Annotated in this window: 16 protein-coding genes; 9 read left to right on the forward strand and 7 right to left on the reverse strand. The window is 62.5% G+C overall.

The window, feature by feature from the left end:
* From FAA86_RS16935 to FAA86_RS16945, 3 genes are all read left to right on the forward strand, one after another.
* The coding region (locus tag FAA86_RS16935) for a type 1 periplasmic-binding domain-containing protein (protein ID WP_136542356.1) at nt 1–1,121 on the forward strand (1,121 nt) is incomplete at its 5' end.
* A 145-nt stretch (nt 1,122–1,266) separates the two neighbouring features.
* A complete protein-coding gene (locus tag FAA86_RS16940; RefSeq protein ID WP_136542357.1) occupies nt 1,267–1,809 on the forward strand; it encodes a cytochrome b in 543 nt (180 codons plus the stop codon).
* A 19-nt stretch (nt 1,810–1,828) separates the two neighbouring features.
* Nucleotides 1,829–2,635 (forward strand): RibD family protein, encoded by an 807-nt coding sequence (locus FAA86_RS16945; RefSeq protein WP_136542358.1) that lies wholly within the window; start codon nt 1,829–1,831, stop codon nt 2,633–2,635.
* On the opposite strand, the gene FAA86_RS16950 is transcribed toward FAA86_RS16945, so the two are convergent.
* From FAA86_RS16950 to FAA86_RS16965, 4 genes are read right to left on the reverse strand one after another with little or no spacing between them, the layout of a single operon-like run.
* Complete coding sequence (locus FAA86_RS16950; protein WP_136542359.1) at nt 2,588–3,385, reverse strand: class I SAM-dependent methyltransferase; 798 nt, start codon at nt 3,383–3,385, stop codon at nt 2,588–2,590. The genes FAA86_RS16945 and FAA86_RS16950 overlap by 48 nt on opposite strands.
* On the reverse strand, nt 3,382–4,425 hold the full coding sequence (locus FAA86_RS16955) for a glycosyltransferase family 4 protein (protein ID WP_136542360.1): 1,044 nt from the start codon (nt 4,423–4,425) through the stop codon (nt 3,382–3,384). Before FAA86_RS16955 ends, FAA86_RS16950 begins: the two co-directional genes overlap by 4 nt.
* Entirely contained in the window at nt 4,422–4,820 is a 399-nt protein-coding gene (locus FAA86_RS16960; RefSeq protein WP_136542361.1) for a 6-pyruvoyl trahydropterin synthase family protein, read from the reverse strand. The genes FAA86_RS16955 and FAA86_RS16960 overlap by 4 nt, the downstream gene beginning before the upstream one ends.
* 13 nt (nt 4,821–4,833) lie before the next feature.
* Complete coding sequence (locus FAA86_RS16965) at nt 4,834–5,835, reverse strand: zinc-dependent alcohol dehydrogenase (RefSeq protein ID WP_136542362.1); 1,002 nt, start codon at nt 5,833–5,835, stop codon at nt 4,834–4,836.
* A 159-nt stretch (nt 5,836–5,994) separates the two neighbouring features.
* Between FAA86_RS16965 and ribA the strand changes: the two genes are divergently transcribed.
* The 3 genes from ribA to FAA86_RS16980 are packed head-to-tail and all read left to right on the forward strand — an operon-like array spanning nt 5,995 to nt 8,697.
* Nucleotides 5,995–7,101 (forward strand): GTP cyclohydrolase II RibA, encoded by a 1,107-nt coding sequence (ribA, locus tag FAA86_RS16970; protein WP_136542363.1) that lies wholly within the window; start codon nt 5,995–5,997, stop codon nt 7,099–7,101.
* A gap of 28 nt (nt 7,102–7,129) precedes the next feature.
* On the forward strand, nt 7,130–7,942 hold the full coding sequence (locus FAA86_RS16975) for a CDP-alcohol phosphatidyltransferase family protein (protein ID WP_136542364.1): 813 nt from the start codon (nt 7,130–7,132) through the stop codon (nt 7,940–7,942).
* A complete protein-coding gene (locus tag FAA86_RS16980) occupies nt 7,939–8,697 on the forward strand; it encodes an FkbM family methyltransferase (RefSeq protein WP_136542365.1) in 759 nt (252 codons plus the stop codon). The genes FAA86_RS16975 and FAA86_RS16980 overlap by 4 nt, the downstream gene beginning before the upstream one ends.
* Before the next feature lie 8 nt (nt 8,698–8,705).
* Here FAA86_RS16980 and FAA86_RS16985 read toward each other — a convergent pair whose 3' ends face one another.
* Nucleotides 8,706–9,626, reverse strand: coding sequence for a lysylphosphatidylglycerol synthase transmembrane domain-containing protein (locus tag FAA86_RS16985; RefSeq protein ID WP_136542366.1), 921 nt, complete (start codon nt 9,624–9,626; stop codon nt 8,706–8,708).
* A gap of 134 nt (nt 9,627–9,760) precedes the next feature.
* Here FAA86_RS16985 and FAA86_RS16990 point away from each other — a divergent pair, with 134 nt between their 5' ends.
* Entirely contained in the window at nt 9,761–11,362 is a 1,602-nt protein-coding gene (locus FAA86_RS16990) for an alkaline phosphatase family protein (protein WP_136542367.1), read from the forward strand.
* A gap of 4 nt (nt 11,363–11,366) precedes the next feature.
* Here FAA86_RS16990 and FAA86_RS16995 read toward each other — a convergent pair whose 3' ends face one another.
* On the reverse strand, nt 11,367–12,290 hold the full coding sequence (locus FAA86_RS16995; protein WP_377344311.1) for a helix-turn-helix domain-containing protein: 924 nt from the start codon (nt 12,288–12,290) through the stop codon (nt 11,367–11,369).
* A 104-nt stretch (nt 12,291–12,394) separates the two neighbouring features.
* Between FAA86_RS16995 and pobA the strand changes: the two genes are divergently transcribed.
* Both pobA and FAA86_RS17005 read left to right on the forward strand, forming a co-directional pair.
* On the forward strand, nt 12,395–13,567 hold the full coding sequence (gene pobA, locus FAA86_RS17000) for a 4-hydroxybenzoate 3-monooxygenase (RefSeq protein WP_136542368.1): 1,173 nt from the start codon (nt 12,395–12,397) through the stop codon (nt 13,565–13,567).
* A gap of 193 nt (nt 13,568–13,760) precedes the next feature.
* The gene (locus FAA86_RS17005) at nt 13,761–15,206 is read left to right on the forward strand and encodes an aldehyde dehydrogenase (RefSeq protein ID WP_136542484.1); all 1,446 of its coding nucleotides are present in this window, start codon (nt 13,761–13,763) and stop codon (nt 15,204–15,206) included.
* A gap of 64 nt (nt 15,207–15,270) precedes the next feature.
* On the opposite strand, the gene FAA86_RS17010 is transcribed toward FAA86_RS17005, so the two are convergent.
* The gene (locus FAA86_RS17010) at nt 15,271–15,783 is read right to left on the reverse strand and encodes a MarR family winged helix-turn-helix transcriptional regulator (RefSeq protein ID WP_113459946.1); all 513 of its coding nucleotides are present in this window, start codon (nt 15,781–15,783) and stop codon (nt 15,271–15,273) included.
* Nucleotides 15,784–15,860 lie beyond the last annotated feature (77 nt).

Genomic DNA, 15,860 nt, shown 5'->3' on the forward strand with positions numbered 1-15,860 from the left:
GTCTCTTCACCCTGGCCTCCTGTCAGACAGACGACTTCAAGCCCGCTGGGAGCGAGGGTGCTGGAAGCGCGGCGACGGCAGCCGGCAGTCAGACAGGCTTGTACAATCAGACCCTGGGCTCCGGTCCTGTGAAGGTTGCCTATCTCGGCGTGCGCCGAGCCGATCAGCAAAGCCGTCAGGCCGACAGCGAGTATCGTGACGGGGCGGCCCTGGCCGTCAACACGCTGGGCTCCGACGTCGTGACGCTGACCATGCTGGAGACATTGGAGAAGCCCGAGGCAATCGAGGCCGCTGCCAAGACCTTGGCGCGCCAGCAGGTCTCCCTGATCATCACCACAGCCCGTGGCGCCGAATTCGAAGTCATTCAGCGAGGTCTCGGTGGTCTTCAGGTGCCGATGATCGCCTTCCAGACGAACGACGTTGCGCTGCCCCCGGATGTATACGCTTTCGTGTCGAGCCCGACCGACAGCCTCATTGAAAGCGCCTCCTTCGCCATGGCCGAAGGCGCAAGCCACGCCGTGATCCTCGCGTCCTCGCCGGCCGAAAAGCTGGAGGCCGATCGCATCGCCCGCCAGGTCAAGGCTTTCGGTGGCAAGGTGGAGCCGATTGTCGAGCTCGCCGGCGGCACGGTGCCGTCCAAGGCGCTGGCCTCCTGGAGCAAGGCCGACATGGTCGTCCTGATGCCAGGCGTCAAATCGCCCGCTGACGTGCTGAAAAAAGCCGATGCCGCCAAGCCGCCGCGTCCGGGACGTCGCGTTGTCGCCAGCACGGTGCTGACGGCCCAGGATCTCAACGATCCGAAGCTCACCGGCAGCATCGTCTGCCGCTACGACCAGAACGTCCAGAGCCGGATCGGTAGCCGCTACATGGCAAGCTACGGCATGCCGGCATCGGCTCAGGCCGGATACGGCTTTGACGCTATGGCCATGGCAATCGGTTTGGCCGGCCGTTTCGGCGAAGTGGCTTTCGCGCCGGAGCGCATCATGTCGCCGGATGGTTTCTCCGGCTCGCTCGGCGTCTTCCGCCTGGAAGGTGAACGCAAGGTTCGGCGCAACTGCGATATCTTCAAGGTTGCCAAAGGGTCCTACGTTTTCTTCCAGAAGGCCCCACCCACGCTGTGATCACCACAGTGTGACCTGATCTGCTGACCGTCATCTTTCGTTTACATTTTCGTCAAACGGAACCATGCTGGGCCGTCTTCAGCGACCAACCCGGCGGGGAGGCCGGGCGCTGGCCCGGTCACGGGGACGAGATGGGAGTGGGCAGATGAGCGTGAGCAATGTGGAGATGGCAGGAGAAGCTGGCCGCTATGCGGCTCCTTTGCGCATACTCCATTGGCTGATCGCCGGCCTCGTTATGGCTACCTGGCCCCTCGGCTTGATGATCGGTTTCGTCAAGGAAGACGTTAAACTGGATTTCTACCTGGTGCATGAGAGCCTCGGCTTCCTTGTTCTCTGGCTCATGCTGCTGCGCATCGGCGCGCGGCTGACGAGCAGCGCTCCCCTGGTCGAAGCTCCCGCTCTCGAAAAGGCGGCAGCCCATACCGTCCATGGTCTCCTCTATGTCTTCCTCATCATCATGCCCGTATCGGGTTTTCTCGCGACGAACGCCCATGGTTTTCCGCTGAACTGGTTCGGTCTGTTCACCGTCTGGAGCCCGATCGGCAAGTCGCCGGATATCGCCTTCACCCTGTCGGCCATCCATGAATGGAGCGCATGGATCCTTTTGGCACTTTTCGCGTTGCATTTTGCGGCGGTGATTTTTCACCACGTAATCCGCCGCGACCGGACCCTTTACCGCATTTTGTAAAATTCAGGACGGAGACCCGATGCGTAAGATCGACATGACGGATCAGCTCTGGGCACGCCTTCTCGCTATGCGGGGTGCTGGTTCAGGCGTTTCAGACGAAACAGACCCCGTCATGGCTCTTTACGCCCCGATCGCCGCCGCGAAGGATGGTTTCGTCCTGGCGCAGGTCGGCCAGTCGCTCGACGGACGCGTCGCCACCCCCTCCGGCGATGCGCGGGACATCTCCGGACCCGAAGGGATCGCCCACCTTCATCGCTGTCGTGCGCTTGTCGAGGCCGTGATTGTCGGTGTCGGCACAGTCAAATGCGACGACCCCCGGCTGTCCGTGCGGGCCGTCAAAGGCCCGAACCCCGTCCGCGTCGTCATCGATTGCGGCGCGGAACTGACGGGTGACGAGCGTCTCTTCCGCGATGGCGGCGCGCCCGTGATCCTGATCCAGGCCGATGACGCTCCTGTCAAATCCCACGGCGCCGATGTCATCCGCGTCCGGAAAGGCGAGGGTGGTCTGGACCCGCAGGAAATCCTCGACGCGCTTGCCGCGCGTGGGTTGCGGCGGATCCTTGTTGAAGGCGGTGCCCGGACGATTGCCCGGTTTATCGAGGCAGGTCTGGTCGATCGGCTGCATGTGGCCATCGCACCGCTGATCATCGGCTCCGGCCCGGCCGGCATCGCGTTGCCGCCCATCGAAAAACTCTCGAGCGCCCATCGCCCGGCGGCCAAGGTTTACACGCTGGGTAGCGACGTGCTCTTCGACTGTGACCTCAGCAGCGCCGCCGGTTCAGCGGCGGGGCAGGGCGAGGATATCCGTGTGGCCGACCACGCATGAGCTGCCGGTCTGGCCGACTGCTTCCAGCCTGAAGTCCATCCAGGACCTGATCTCTGGTGCGGTCAGGCTTCCGATCTCGACCAGCGGCTGCTCCAAACCCTTCAGGAAAGCGATCTGAAGATCTGCCTCCTCCGGTCCCATGACCCATGGGCTGGTCGCGACCGAAACGCGATAGCGCAGGTTCTCGAATGCGAGCCGTAAGTGATCCGTGGCGTCGGGCCCAAGTGCCGGACCAAACCCCTTGTCTGAACGCTGGTGCTGGTTGAAATCGATCACCACCTGCCCGTCCAGCGGATGTCGCACCGACCACTCGATCACACCATCATAATTGAGAGCTGCGTAGAGCCCCGTTTTGCTTCGGACCAGCGCCTCCGCGAAACGATTGCAGAAGTCCGCCGAGCACAGATCGAACAGCGCCGAGGCCGTCACGACCGTGACCTGCCCGAGCGGCAGGTCCTCGAACTGGTTGAGGTCGAACTGGCGAAACGTCACGTCGCTGGCTCCGCCGATACGCCGTTCGGCCTCCGCGAGAAGCACCGGATCGTAATCGAGCAACTGCCAGGTCGCAGAGCGGGGAACGCGACCCGAAAGGCTCCGCCATGTCGAGCCTGTGCCGCAGCCGATGTCGATGATCGCGGGCGCTTCGGCCTCGTCGAGGTGCCGCGATAGCCGCTCCACCAAGGCGTCTGCGCGCGCTCTCCTGTCGACCGGTTCGCGCAGTGCCAGCCAGTCCTTGTCAAAGCCGCTCATGATATCTTGTCCAATGCGTTGGAGATGATCTTAGCCGTCTCGGCCCAGTCGGGCAGGATCGCACCCGCTCGGCGCGCACCCTCAGCCTTTGCGGACCGCTCTTCCGGATCGCTCAGCAGGCGGCGCAGGGCCGCGCTGAAAGCGTCGACATCATCGACAGGCACGAGGAAGCCCGCCTCCTCCGGCACCACTTCCGGCACGGCTCCGGCATGACAGGCAACGATCGGCAACCCATGGGAAAGCGCCTCGGCAAAGACCATGCCGTAGCCTTCGTAACGGCTGGCCAGAGCGAAAATGTCGGCCTTGGCAAAATAGGTGCGCGGCTCCTCGACTTCACCCGCAAGCTCGACCCGTTGTCCGAGTTCGAGCCTGTCAACCTGATCCGCAAGCGCATTGCTCGTGGCCGGATCAAGTGTCTTGCTGCCGACAATGGTCGCCTTCCAGTGCAGATCCTCCACCTGTTTGAGCGCGGAAAGCAGCACATCGTGTCCCTTGCGTCGCGACAGCGTTCCGACGGACAGGATGTTGGGCACAGAATTCTGAGGGGGGACGGTGGACGCTTTCTCCGTGCCCGGCAGCGCCACCGTGATGTGGGAGGCACCGACGTCGTAATTGGCGACGAGCTCCCGCGCCGTCATGGGAGACGTCACGATCACATGCCGTGCGGCAGAGAGCGCCTTGCGCTCGCTTTCGCGGAACCGGCGCTGCTCCTCCTCGGTCAGTCCCGTTTCGAGCGCAAGCGGATGGTGGACGAGGGCGACCATCCGCAGCCTCTCGGCCTCCTTCAGCGCAAAGCCCTCAAGCACGCCGAAAGCCAGCCCGTCCATGACGACGAGCGAGCCCTCCGGCAAGGCCGAAAGAGACTCGCCCGCACGGTCAAGGGTGGTGTCAGAAGGCGCGGGAAAACCGTCACCGAGCCCGAGCAACTCGACCTCCCACCCGATCTGCTTCAGCCCCTCGATGACCTTGCGGTCATAGCCATAGCCGCCGGTTTTCAGCGAGAGATCGCCGGGATAGGCGAAGACGAGAGAACGGCTCAAAGATCGGCCTCATACCAGCCGCGGGCGGCATGGGACTCATGCAGGGTCACCTTCAGCCGGCAGATGCGGTGGCTCCCGGCGCCCAGACGCTTGTCGCTTACGGCTTTCGCCAACTGGTCGAAGATGTGCTTGGCGATCACTTCCGTTGTGCTGACCTTACCCTTGAAGGCCTCGACTTCGTCGAGATTCTGGTAGTTGAGGGGCTTCAGCACCTCGGCGAGAACCGTGGTGGCTGCACCGATATCGACGGCCAGCCCATCTTCGTCCACATCCTTGGTGAAGAATGCCGCATCCACGACGAAGGTCGCTCCGTGCATGCCCTGGGCAGGCCCGAAGACCGGACGCGGCAGGCTGTGGGCGATCATGATGTGGTCTCGAACTTCAACAGCGAACATGAGCTCTCTTTCGTCAGTAGCGGATGCGGTGGCACAAAGTGTCTTGCGTGGACAGGATACGTCCGTAAGCGGCGGGCAGTTCAGAAAAACGTGTCTCCCCGGAAATCAGGCAGTCGAGCCTGTCGTCGAGCAACAGGTCGAGGGCCTTGGCGAGGCGGCGCGCATAGCTCCAGCGTGCCCTGCGCGAGGCGGGGACTGCGCCGACTTGCGAACTGACCAATGAAAGCCGGCGAGAATGGAATGCGCCGCCCAGCGGGATGGTGACAGGCCGATCGCCATACCAACTGGCCTCGACAATCTTTGCCTCCACGCCGGCATGGGCAATGGCATTCTCTAGGGCCGCAGCCGATGCCGTCGCATTGATGAGAACGTCGAATTCGCCGTCGAGCCGGTCGGCCGCAGAGAAACTCAGGCCGAGATCCGTGGCGAGGCCCTGCCGTTCCGGATCGAGATCGACGAGCACGGTCTCCGTGCCCACGATGCGTGAGGAAAGATAGGCGACCAGTGATCCGACGACGCCGGCGCCGAAGACGGCAACCCGGTCACCCGGCTGAATGGCTGCGTCCCAAACGATGTTAAGCGCGGTTTCCATGTTAGCCGTAAGCACCGCGCGTTGTGGTGGCAGCGTTTCCGGCAGGACGGTGACCTGATCAACCGGAAGGACGAACCGGTCCTGATGCGGATGAAGAGCAAATACGCTCTTGCCCAGGAGATGGTGAGGACCCGCCTCCACATGTCCGACGGCAGCATATCCGTATTTCACCGGAAAGGGGAAAGCGCCCTGCATATGCGGCCCGCGCATGCGGTCGAACTCGCTCTCGGGCACAGCGCCGCGGAAGATGAGGGACTCGGTTCCACGGCTGATGCCGCTGAAAAGCGTGCGGACGAGGACCTCGTCATTCGATGGGGCAGGAAGGCCTTCTTCGCGCAGGCCGCAGGTTTCTTTGGCCTCGAACCACAGCGCAAGGGCGTGCGCGCCGCCGGAAACGGTCTGTTCGTCTTGGTCGAGCTTCAAACTGAATTCCCCGCGCCCTAAATACATGTCCGAATGGAACGTATGGCTTTAGCAGGCATTTTGTTCCAAGCACGCCATCAAAATAAATTTATGGCGGCCGCGCAATCCGTCGCCGGAAGTTGGGCGTAATGGATGCCACTGATAGGGAGAGTATGCCTCATGTCGAATTCCAGCCAGCCCACTTTCCAGTTCCCCACCGCCGCAATCGAAGTTGAACGCGCCGTCGCAGAACTGCGCTACGGCCGACCCGTCCTGCTTGCGGAGGGATCACGAAAGCTCGCGGTCGTGGCGCTCGATTGCGTGGCGCCCTCTCTTTACGATCAATTCGCCGCTGTTACCGAAGATCGCCACAGCCTGCTCCTGACCGCACCGCGCGCCGCTCGTCTCGGCATCGCCGCAGATAGCGATGTCATCACACCGCTCGCCGGGCTGGCCTTCGATGATGCGTCACGTCTGGCTTACGCTCTCGGCGCAGAGAAGCCGGCCATCTGGCAGCCCGCTGATGACCTCGCCATCCAGTCGACGGAGCTGGCACGTCTTGCGCTGCTGCTCCCCGCCATGGTGCTTGCTGATGTGACAGAGATCGCTGACCGCTTCGCCGGCTGCTGCGAGATCGCCGCAAGCCGCCTGAAGGGCGCCGATGTCGCCCGCCAGCGGTTTGAGAAGGTGGTGCGCACCCGCGTGCCGCTCAAGGATCTCGGCGATGCCGACTTCGTGGTCTTCCGGGGCGGCCTCGCCCAGAAGGATCAGGTCGCGATCGTGGTCGGCAAGCCTGACATGTCGAAGACCGTCCCGATCCGTATCCATTCGTCCTGCATCACCGGTGACCTCTGCGGCTCGCTGAAATGCGACTGCGGCGACCAGTTGCGCAACGGTCTTGCTCTGCTCAAGCAGGCAGGCGGCGGCGTTCTGCTCTATCTCGATCAGGAAGGACGCGGCACCGGGATCGGCGCAAAAATGCGCGCCTATGGCTATCAGCACCTCGGGCTGGACACGATCGATGCCGATGCGGAACTTGGCCTTGCCGAGGAACATCGGCGCTATGAAGCCGCGGTCGCCATGCTGCGTCAGCTCGGGATCTCGAAGGTCGCGGTCTACACCAACAATCCGACCAAGATTGCCGGCCTGGAACTGGGCGGTATCGAGGTCGAGGCGCGTTCGCCGGTCACCGGTCGCGTGACCGCGGAAAACCAGAACTACCTGCGCACGAAGACACTGCGTGCCGGCCACATGCTGGATCTGGAAACGCTGGTCGCCGCAGAGTAAGCTCCAAGCGGGCAGGGAGGATTTGACTATGGCAAGCGAGCCGGAACGGCTTGGCGGCGATCGTTTCGGTCGGTCTTGGGGTCTCGCCCAGGCTGGCTGGATCACACAGTTGCGCGCGCGGCCGGCGCTGCTGTCGGACACGATCGCGGGCCTGTCGGGGTTGCTCTTGGGCACGTCGATCGTCGCACTGCTGGTCTCCTTCCGGCTTCCGCTCGGTTGGGACTTCGTAGCCTCGGTGATCCTTTCACTGGTCCTGATGTTCACGCTGGTCTTGTATGCCCTTCCGGACCACCCGCATCGGCGGTTCGGGCCGGCCAACCTGGTCACCGCCTTCCGGGCCTGCCTTGTCAGCCTGACGGGTGCGACCGTCCTCTGTTTCGATAGCCTCGCCGCCACCGACCTTGCGCTTTGGACGCTCGTGGGCGTGGTGTTGATCGCACTCGCGCTCGACGGGGTCGACGGCTATCTCGCCCGCGTCTACGGCCATGAATCCGCATTCGGTGCGCGCTTCGACATGGAGGTCGATGCGCTTCTGATCCTCGTGCTCTCGGTAGCGGCGGCCTTGCTGGAAAAGGCGGGGCTCTGGGTGATTTGGATAGGCTTGATGCGCTACGCCTTCGTGGCAGCCGGCTGGATGATCCCGAGGCTGACAGGGGAGCTTTTCCCGTCCTTCCGGCGCAAATTGGTCTGCGTGATCCAGATTTCGGCGCTGTGCCTGATCCTCATACCCTTCGTCGAGACACCCTATTCGACGGCTATTGCGGTCGTTGCGCTGCTGGCCTTGATCTACTCCTTCACAGTGGACATCATCTATCTTCTCCGAAAGCCGGGCACGCCATGACGGGCCGTGTCCATCGGCTTTCCACCTCCTTCGGTCTCGCCCGATCCCTGGTCGTTTACTACGGTCAGCCATGGCGACGCCGCGCGTTGCGCAACTTCTACGGCTCGATCATCAAACCTGGCGAACTGGTGTTCGATATCGGCGCCCATGTCGGCAGCCGCAGTCGCACCTTGCTCGATCTCGGCGCACGCGTGGTCGCAGTCGAACCGCAGCCGGCATTCGCCGATTTCATCGAGAGCCGTTTCTCAGGCGCGCTGACCGGTTTCGAGCGTGTCGCCGTCGGTCGTAAGGCCGGTGAAATCGATCTTCTGATCTCAAGCCTGCATCCGACGGTGACCAGCATTTCCAGCAACTTCGTGGAGACGGTCAAGCAGAGCAAAGGCTTTTCGCAGGTCGTGTGGGACCAAAAGGTCACCGTTCCCATGGTGACGCTTGACCATCTGATCGCGAAACACGGCATGCCGTCCTTCTGCAAGATCGATGTCGAGGGCGCGGAGGCCGAAATCCTCCATGGCTTGAGCAAGCCGATCCCCCTCATCGCCTTCGAATACATTCCCGCCATGCCCTCGGTGGCGTCCAATGCGATCGACCGGTTGATGGGCCTCGGCGGCTATCGCTTCAACCGGGTCGTGGGCGAGCAGCACCGTTTCGTGTGGGATCGCTGGAAGACCGCTGACGAGCTTCTCGTCGAACTGTCGCAGATGTCTCCGGATGCATCTTCGGGCGATGTCTATGCCCGGATCGAGGCCCGGTAATGGGCGCCTCAGGCGCGGCGAGGCCTACCACGGATGGCTTCGATGGCAAGCAGGGCCAGCCCAGGCAGGGCGCCTGCCAGCGAAAGCCCGCCATAGATGATGCTGGCAGCCAGTCCTTCGGCCGCAGAAGCACCGATGATCGGCCAGAGCGCCATGGCCGCCGCCTCTCGCGTTCCCCAGCCTCCGAAACCCGCTGGGATCAGCATGGCGATCAGACAGAGCGGAACCACCGTCAGGGTTGCCTCCCAGGGCAGCGGCGCGCCCACCGCATCGCTGGCGATGAAGAAAGTCGCAACATAGGTCGAGACGATCAAAAGGCTGGTGCCGAGCTGGAATGGGAGCGCCCGCCCACGGATGAAGACCTCCGTGATGTCAGCCTGAAACTTGCGGATCCACGCCAGACGCCCGCCCGCCGCGATGATCGCTGCGATGGCGACGGCGGCAACGGCAAAGAAGCCGAGCACCAGACGGAAGGCCTGGCGCCCTTCCTGCTCTCCGCCGATCAAACGTGGCCAGACGAAAAGCCCGATGATCGCGAGAAGGAAGAAGGCCAGCTGTCCCGACAGGCGCTCGAAAACCACAGCCTTTGCCGGCGCCTTCCATCCGCCCGGGCCGGCATTGCGCATGCGCACCGCGCGAACGGCATCTCCCGCCATGCCGCCGGGCAAGCTCTGGTTCAGAAAGCTCGCAACATAATACTCTCGGATCGCCAGCGATACCGGCATGCCCTCGCTGAGGCGCGCAGCCGTGAAGCGCCAGCGGAGAGCCGAAACGACGATCTGAAGTTGCACAAGGGCGAGCCCGGCCGCTACGTGCGCAAGGGAAATCTCCGAGAAAGCCGATTGCAGCGTCTCGAGGTCGATCCGCGACAGCAGGAATGCGAGAACAGCGATGAGGGCAAGTGGAGCGAGGAGACGCAGAAAGGACAAGCTGTGAGGATTCCGTCTGTCGTGAGAGATCTGTCGGGGAGTAATACGCAAGAACCGAGGCAGAAGACCTTCATGGAGGCAAAATTCGTCGCATGCAACGCATATGAAGTTCGGCGGTCGGGAGCAGCTGTATGATGCGGCTTGGCATAATCATCCGTCCCCTGGCAGGCATCCTTCTGGTCGCGGCCATCGCATGGCTCGCCTTCACGCTTCCCGGCCATCCCGATGCGATCGGTCTCGATGCCTTCGCGCGGCTGCCGCTCGAACTGCCGCTTCTGATGCTTCTCTTGCTAGTGGTCCCCTCCATCTGGCGGAAGATAACAGCACTGACTTGCGGCCTGCTGCTCCTCATCATCCTCTTTCTGAAGTTTGCCGATATCGGCACCCAGGCTGCCTTTCAGCGTCCCTTCAATCCATATCTCGACATCAAGATGCTGGTGGACGGCTGGAACCTCATGTCGGGCACGGTCGGGCCACTGGCTGCTTTTGCCGCGATCGCTGCAGGAATTCTCAGCCTTGGTCTTCTGCTCGCGCTGTTTCTCATGGCCGCCCGATGGTTGTCGAACATCCCGCGCCCGGGCCGATCCTGGCTTGTCTTGACCCTTGTTGGCATCACGCTTGCCGGCGGGACTGCCGCCTATCTCGGCGTGCCGCGTGTCGAGGCGCGGCTGCCATCCTACCTCAGCAATCGACTGGCCCTGGTCGTGCGATCCGTTCAGGACATGCATGTTTTCGAAACGGCACTGGCTGCCGGGGAGGGACCAAGGACGGGTGCGGGGCTCTTCACCGCTCTCGAGGATAAGGACTTCATCCTGATCTTCGTCGAGTCCTACGGCCGCTCTGCGATCGAAGACCCCCGCTATGCGGACATCACAAGGCCCCGCCTTGAGAAGGTGGAGGCTGAGATCAGAGCGGCCGGCCTTGCCTCTGCCAGCGCCTGGGCGACGTCTCCAACGGTCGGCGGCCTGAGCTGGCTGGCGCATGGCACGCTTTTATCCGGTCTATGGACCGACAGCCAGGCGCGTTATGACCGCCTGATGATCAGCCGTCAGCCAAGCCTCAACAGGCTCTTCAGTGACGCCGGCTGGAAGCCGATCGCCGCGATGCCTGCCATCACCATGGCCTGGCCGGAGGCGGCCTATTACGGCTATCGCCAGGTCCTGGCGGCCGCCGATCTGGAATACAAAGGCAAGCCCTTCAACTGGGTGACGATGCCGGATCAATACACGCTGTCCGCTTTCGAACGGCTGGGTCGCGCGCCTGCCCGCGCAGCCGGAGAAAAGGTCATGGCGGAAATTGCGCTCATCTCCAGCCACGCCCCCTGGACACCGGTTGCCACTCTTGTCGACTGGGATGACGTCGGGAATGGCACGATCTTCAACACCCAGGCAGAAAGCGGTGATCCGCCCTCGGTCGTCTGGTCCGATCCGGAGCGTGTACGGCGCCAGTATATCCAGACGATCGACTACTCGCTGGAGACACTCGGCAGTTACATGGCCCGCTTCGGTGAGGAGACCGTGTTCGTCATCCTTGGCGACCATCAGCCGGCTGCCATCATCACGGGCCCCGACGCATCGCGCGCGGTGCCGATCCACGTCGTCTCCTCCGATCGGGAGCTGATTGCCCGGTTCGAGCGCGAAGGTTTCACTTCGGGAATGCTCCCCATGGAGCAGACGCGCGAATGGCCGATGAACGCCATGCGCCAGGTGCTGATCGACCTCTTCAGCGCAGACTGATCTTTCAGAGGCTCTCTTCCCGGGAACCCAGCCGCGTCTGCTCCTGCGCACGCCATGCGGCCGGTGTCATGCCGGTCTGACGCGTAAAGAAACGCGAGAAATAGGCCGGGTCCGAGAAACCGAGCCGAAATGCCACCTCCTTGATGCTCCCCGGCGTGAAGAGAAGCTCCCGCTGCGTCTCCTCGATCAGGCGCCGCGCAATGAGCTCCTGCGTTCCCAGGCCGGTTTTCGCCTTCAGGACACGATTGAGATGGGTGGACGTGATGCCGAGAGCGTCAGCGTAAAACGATGCGGGGCGATGATTGCGCACCTCGCGCTGCAGGAGCGAGGAGAAGGTCTCGAGCCGCCGGTCATTGTCGTCAACGCCCTCGAGTTCCATCCGGTCCTGCGCGGCGAGACGCGCCGTCAGGGCAAGCGCTGCGGCTAGCCCTGTCTCCATCAGGACGGTGCGCCCTGTCAGGCGTCCCTGCCATTCGGCTGCCACCCTCAGAAGATGGGCGACCACAAGATCGCCATCGGGCTCCTGAGGCATCAGACGTGTAATCCGCGGCTCCGCCAGAAAGCGGCCCATGGCATTCGGCTCACCCGGACGAACCGGCAATCGGCTGGAGAGGAAAGTGAAGACATAACCGTCGATATCGGGCGAGAAGCGAAACCCGTGACCCACGGCTGGCGGCACGGTGACGACTGAAAGAGGTTCGAAACGGACAACCTCTCCCTCGAAAACGGCATCGCCGGATCCACCCGTCACGAGAAGGATCTGGAAATACCGCTCGTGTCTGTGAAGGCCGATTTCCCAGTGATGCAGCGCGCTGCGCGCAGGAATCGTTTCGCAGTGCACCCAAAAGCGCGAGCCGGACGGGTCGTCCTCGCCATAGAGCTCATAGGTCGGAATCGGATCTGCCAAAAGGACTTTGCGTTTCGTCATGTTCGATTTGTGCAACAAAACGCCCGATGCGTCCATTGTTGGCGCACCTCATTCCGCTCAAAACTTGCCGAAAGACAAGTCGAGCGTGCCATGGGAGGAAAGTCATGCGGACCAAAGTCGCCATCATCGGGTCGGGCCCCTCAGGTCTTCTGCTCGGCCAACTCCTGACCAATGCCGGCATCGACAACGTGATCATCGATCGCGTCGGAAAGGATCATATCCTCGCGCGCGTCCGCGCAGGCGTGCTTGAAGAGGGAACGGTCGGCCTCGTCGATCGGGCGGGCGTCGGCGAGCGCCTTCACCGTGAAGGGTTGCCGCATGACGGCTTCTCGCTTGCTTTCGACGGGCGGGATCACCGCATCGATCTTTTCGATCTCACAGGCGGCAAGCGGGTCATGGTCTACGGCCAGACCGAGTTGACCCGCGACCTCATCGAGCGTCGCGAGCGCGATGGCGGGGTAACGATCTACGATGCCGTGAATGTCGAGCCCGCCGGTTTCGACGGTGACCGCCCTTATGTCACCTTCGAGAAGGATGGCGTGAGCCAGCGGATCGACTGCGACTTCATTGCCGGATGCGACGGCTTCCACGGTGCCAGCCGCAAGGCGGTGCCGGAGGGGGCAATCAAGACCTTCGAGAAGATCTATCCCTTCGGCTGGCTCGGCATCTTGGCCGATGTGCCGCCGGTCAGTCATGAACTGATCTACGCCAACCATCCGCGCGGCTTTGCCCTCTGCTCGATGCGCTCGGAGACCCGCAGCCGCTATTATGTCCAGTGTTCGCTCGAGGACACGGTCGACATGTGGTCGGACGAGCGTTTCTGGGATGAGATCCGCCGCCGTCTGCCCGCACACCACGCCGAGGCCATGGTGACGGGACCGAGCTTCGAGAAGTCGATTGCCCCATTGCGGTCTTTCGTCGCCGAGCCCATGCGGTTCGGCCGTCTATTCCTCGTCGGAGATGCTGCCCACATCGTGCCGCCGACGGGTGCCAAGGGTCTCAATCTCGCAGCATCCGACGTCCATTACCTGATCGGCGCTCTTCTCGGACATTATCAGGAGAAATCCGACGCGGGCCTCGACAGCTATTCCGAGCGTGCACTGAAACGTGTGTGGAAAGCGGTACGCTTCTCGTGGTCGATGACCACATTGCTGCACCGTTTCCCCGATACCGGTGACTTCGGCCAAAAAATCCAGGAGGCGGAACTCGACTACCTCATGCACTCGAGAGCGGCGTCCACGGCCATGGCAGAGAACTACGTCGGCCTTCCCTACTGACGGCGGCTCGCGGACTACTTGTCAAAGCTCAATTGTTTGCTAGACTTACAAAAGGATCGGGTCGCGGAGGCTCCCGATATCGAAATCGCGGCTCGCCTGGAGGCTCGACATCTGATCGGGAGTGGCGGCCGCCAGCGTCACCGATCGTGACGGCATTTTACGGAACAACAACGGAGGAGGTATACCCATGAATATGCATATATCGCTGCTCATCAACGGCGCTGAAAAGCAGGCCGCAGGCGGCAAGACCTTTACCCGCATCAATCCCTTTACCCAGGAAGTGGCCACGACGGCATCGGCCGCGAGCCTCGAAGATGCGGCCGCTGCCGTCGACGCGGCCGCTGCCGCTTTCCCCGCATGGTCCAAGACAGGCCCTGGCGAGCGTCGCAAGATCCTGCTCAAGGCCGCCGACATCATGGAATCGAAGACCGCCGAGTTCTCCGATCTCGTTGTTGCCGAAACCGGCGCGACTGGCCATTGGGGCGCTTTCAACGTCATGGTTGCCGCCAGCATGCTGCGCGAAGCCGCTTCGATGACGACGCAGATCTCGGGCGAAGTCATTCCGTCCAACAAGCCCGGCTCGCTGTCGATGGGCATGCGCCAGGCCGTCGGTGTCTGCCTCGGCATTGCGCCGTGGAATGCCCCGATCATCCTCGGCACGCGCGCTGTCGCCATGCCGCTTGCTTGCGGCAACACCGTCATTCTCAAGGCATCCGAACAGTGCCCGGGCACCCACCGCCTGATTGCTCAGTGCCTCGTGGAGGCCGGCCTTCCGACAGGTGCCATCAGCGTCATCACCAACGCGCCCGAAGATGCAGCCAAGATCGTCGAAGCGCTGATCACCAATCCGGCCGTCAAGCGCGTGAACTTCACCGGTTCCACCAAGGTCGGCAAGATCATCGGTGAGCTCTGCGGACGCAATCTGAAGCCGGCCCTGCTGGAACTCGGCGGCAAGGCGCCGCTCGTCATCCTGGACGACGCCGACATCGATGCTGCGGTAAACGCAGCCGCTTTCGGCGCGTTTGCCAACATGGGCCAGATCTGCATGTCGACCGAGCGCATCATCGTTGACGAGAAGATCGCCGATGAGTTCGTCTCCAAGCTTGCTGCAAAGGCCTCCAAGCTTCCGGCAGGTGATCCGAAGGGCCATGTCGTCCTCGGCTCGCTGATCAGCCTGGAATCCGCAAAGAAGATGGACGACCTCATTGCGGATGCCGTCTCCAAGGGTGCCAAGCTCGTGGCCGGCGGCAAGCGTGAAGGCAGTGTTGTGGAAGCAACCCTGCTCGATCAGGTCACGCCGGATATGCGCATGTATTCGGAAGAGAGCTTCGGCCCGGTCAAGCCGATCATCCGCGTGAAGGATGAGGAAGAAGCGATCCGCGTCGCCAACGACACCGAATACGGTCTTTCCGGTGCCGTCTTCAGCCGCGATATCCGTCGCGCCATGGCGGTGGCGGCTCGCATCGAGTCGGGCATCTGCCACATCAACGGTCCGACGGTGTTCGACGAGCCGCAGATGCCGTTCGGCGGCGTCAAGGGCAGCGGCTATGGCCGCTTCGGTGGCAAGGCGGCAATCGCCGAGTTCACCGAGCTGCGCTGGATCACCATCGAGGATCCGAACCAGCATTACCCCTTCTGATCGCAGATACAGAAACGGCCGCTCGAAAGGGCGGCCGTTTTGTTTTGGTGGCGCTGATTGAAAATCAATCGGTCTGCTGCGTGCGCGGCGTAATGTCCGCATAGATGCGCTTCAGACCGTTGATGAACTCTTCGAGCTCTTCCGCCGAGAAGCGGGAGGTGAAGCGAAGCTCGTGCTGCTCCTGGATATGGCGGGCCTGTTTCAGGATCTCGATGCCATCTCCCGTCAGCAGCAATTCCTGCCGGCGGCGATCCACAGGCGAAGGCTGGCGCTCGAGAAGATTGCGGCCCTCCAGGCGATTGACCAGCGCCATCATCGTGGCGCGATCCATGCTGAGCTGGTTGGCGATGTCGATCTGGCTCACCTTCGGATTGGCGGCGATGAGCTCGAGAACGGCAAACTGCTTCTGGGTGAGGCCGATGTCTCCCATGGCAGCGGTATAGTCCTGATAGATGGCGACATTGGCCATGCGCAGATGGAAGCCGAGGATCTCGTCGAGACGGCCGGTGCGCAGGGGAGCGCCGACTTCGAAGACGTCATCATCATTGGCCGGCTTCAGGTCATTATGTCGAGTCATGGCTCCTCTTCCAATCATGCGGCATCGAACTTGCAAATCATTCATGATCACTTTCGACTGCAACAGTCAAATTCGCG

The sequence above is a fragment of the Rhizobium rosettiformans W3 genome (assembly GCF_004912135.1).
Taxonomy (GTDB): domain Bacteria; phylum Pseudomonadota; class Alphaproteobacteria; order Rhizobiales; family Rhizobiaceae; genus Allorhizobium; species Allorhizobium rosettiformans.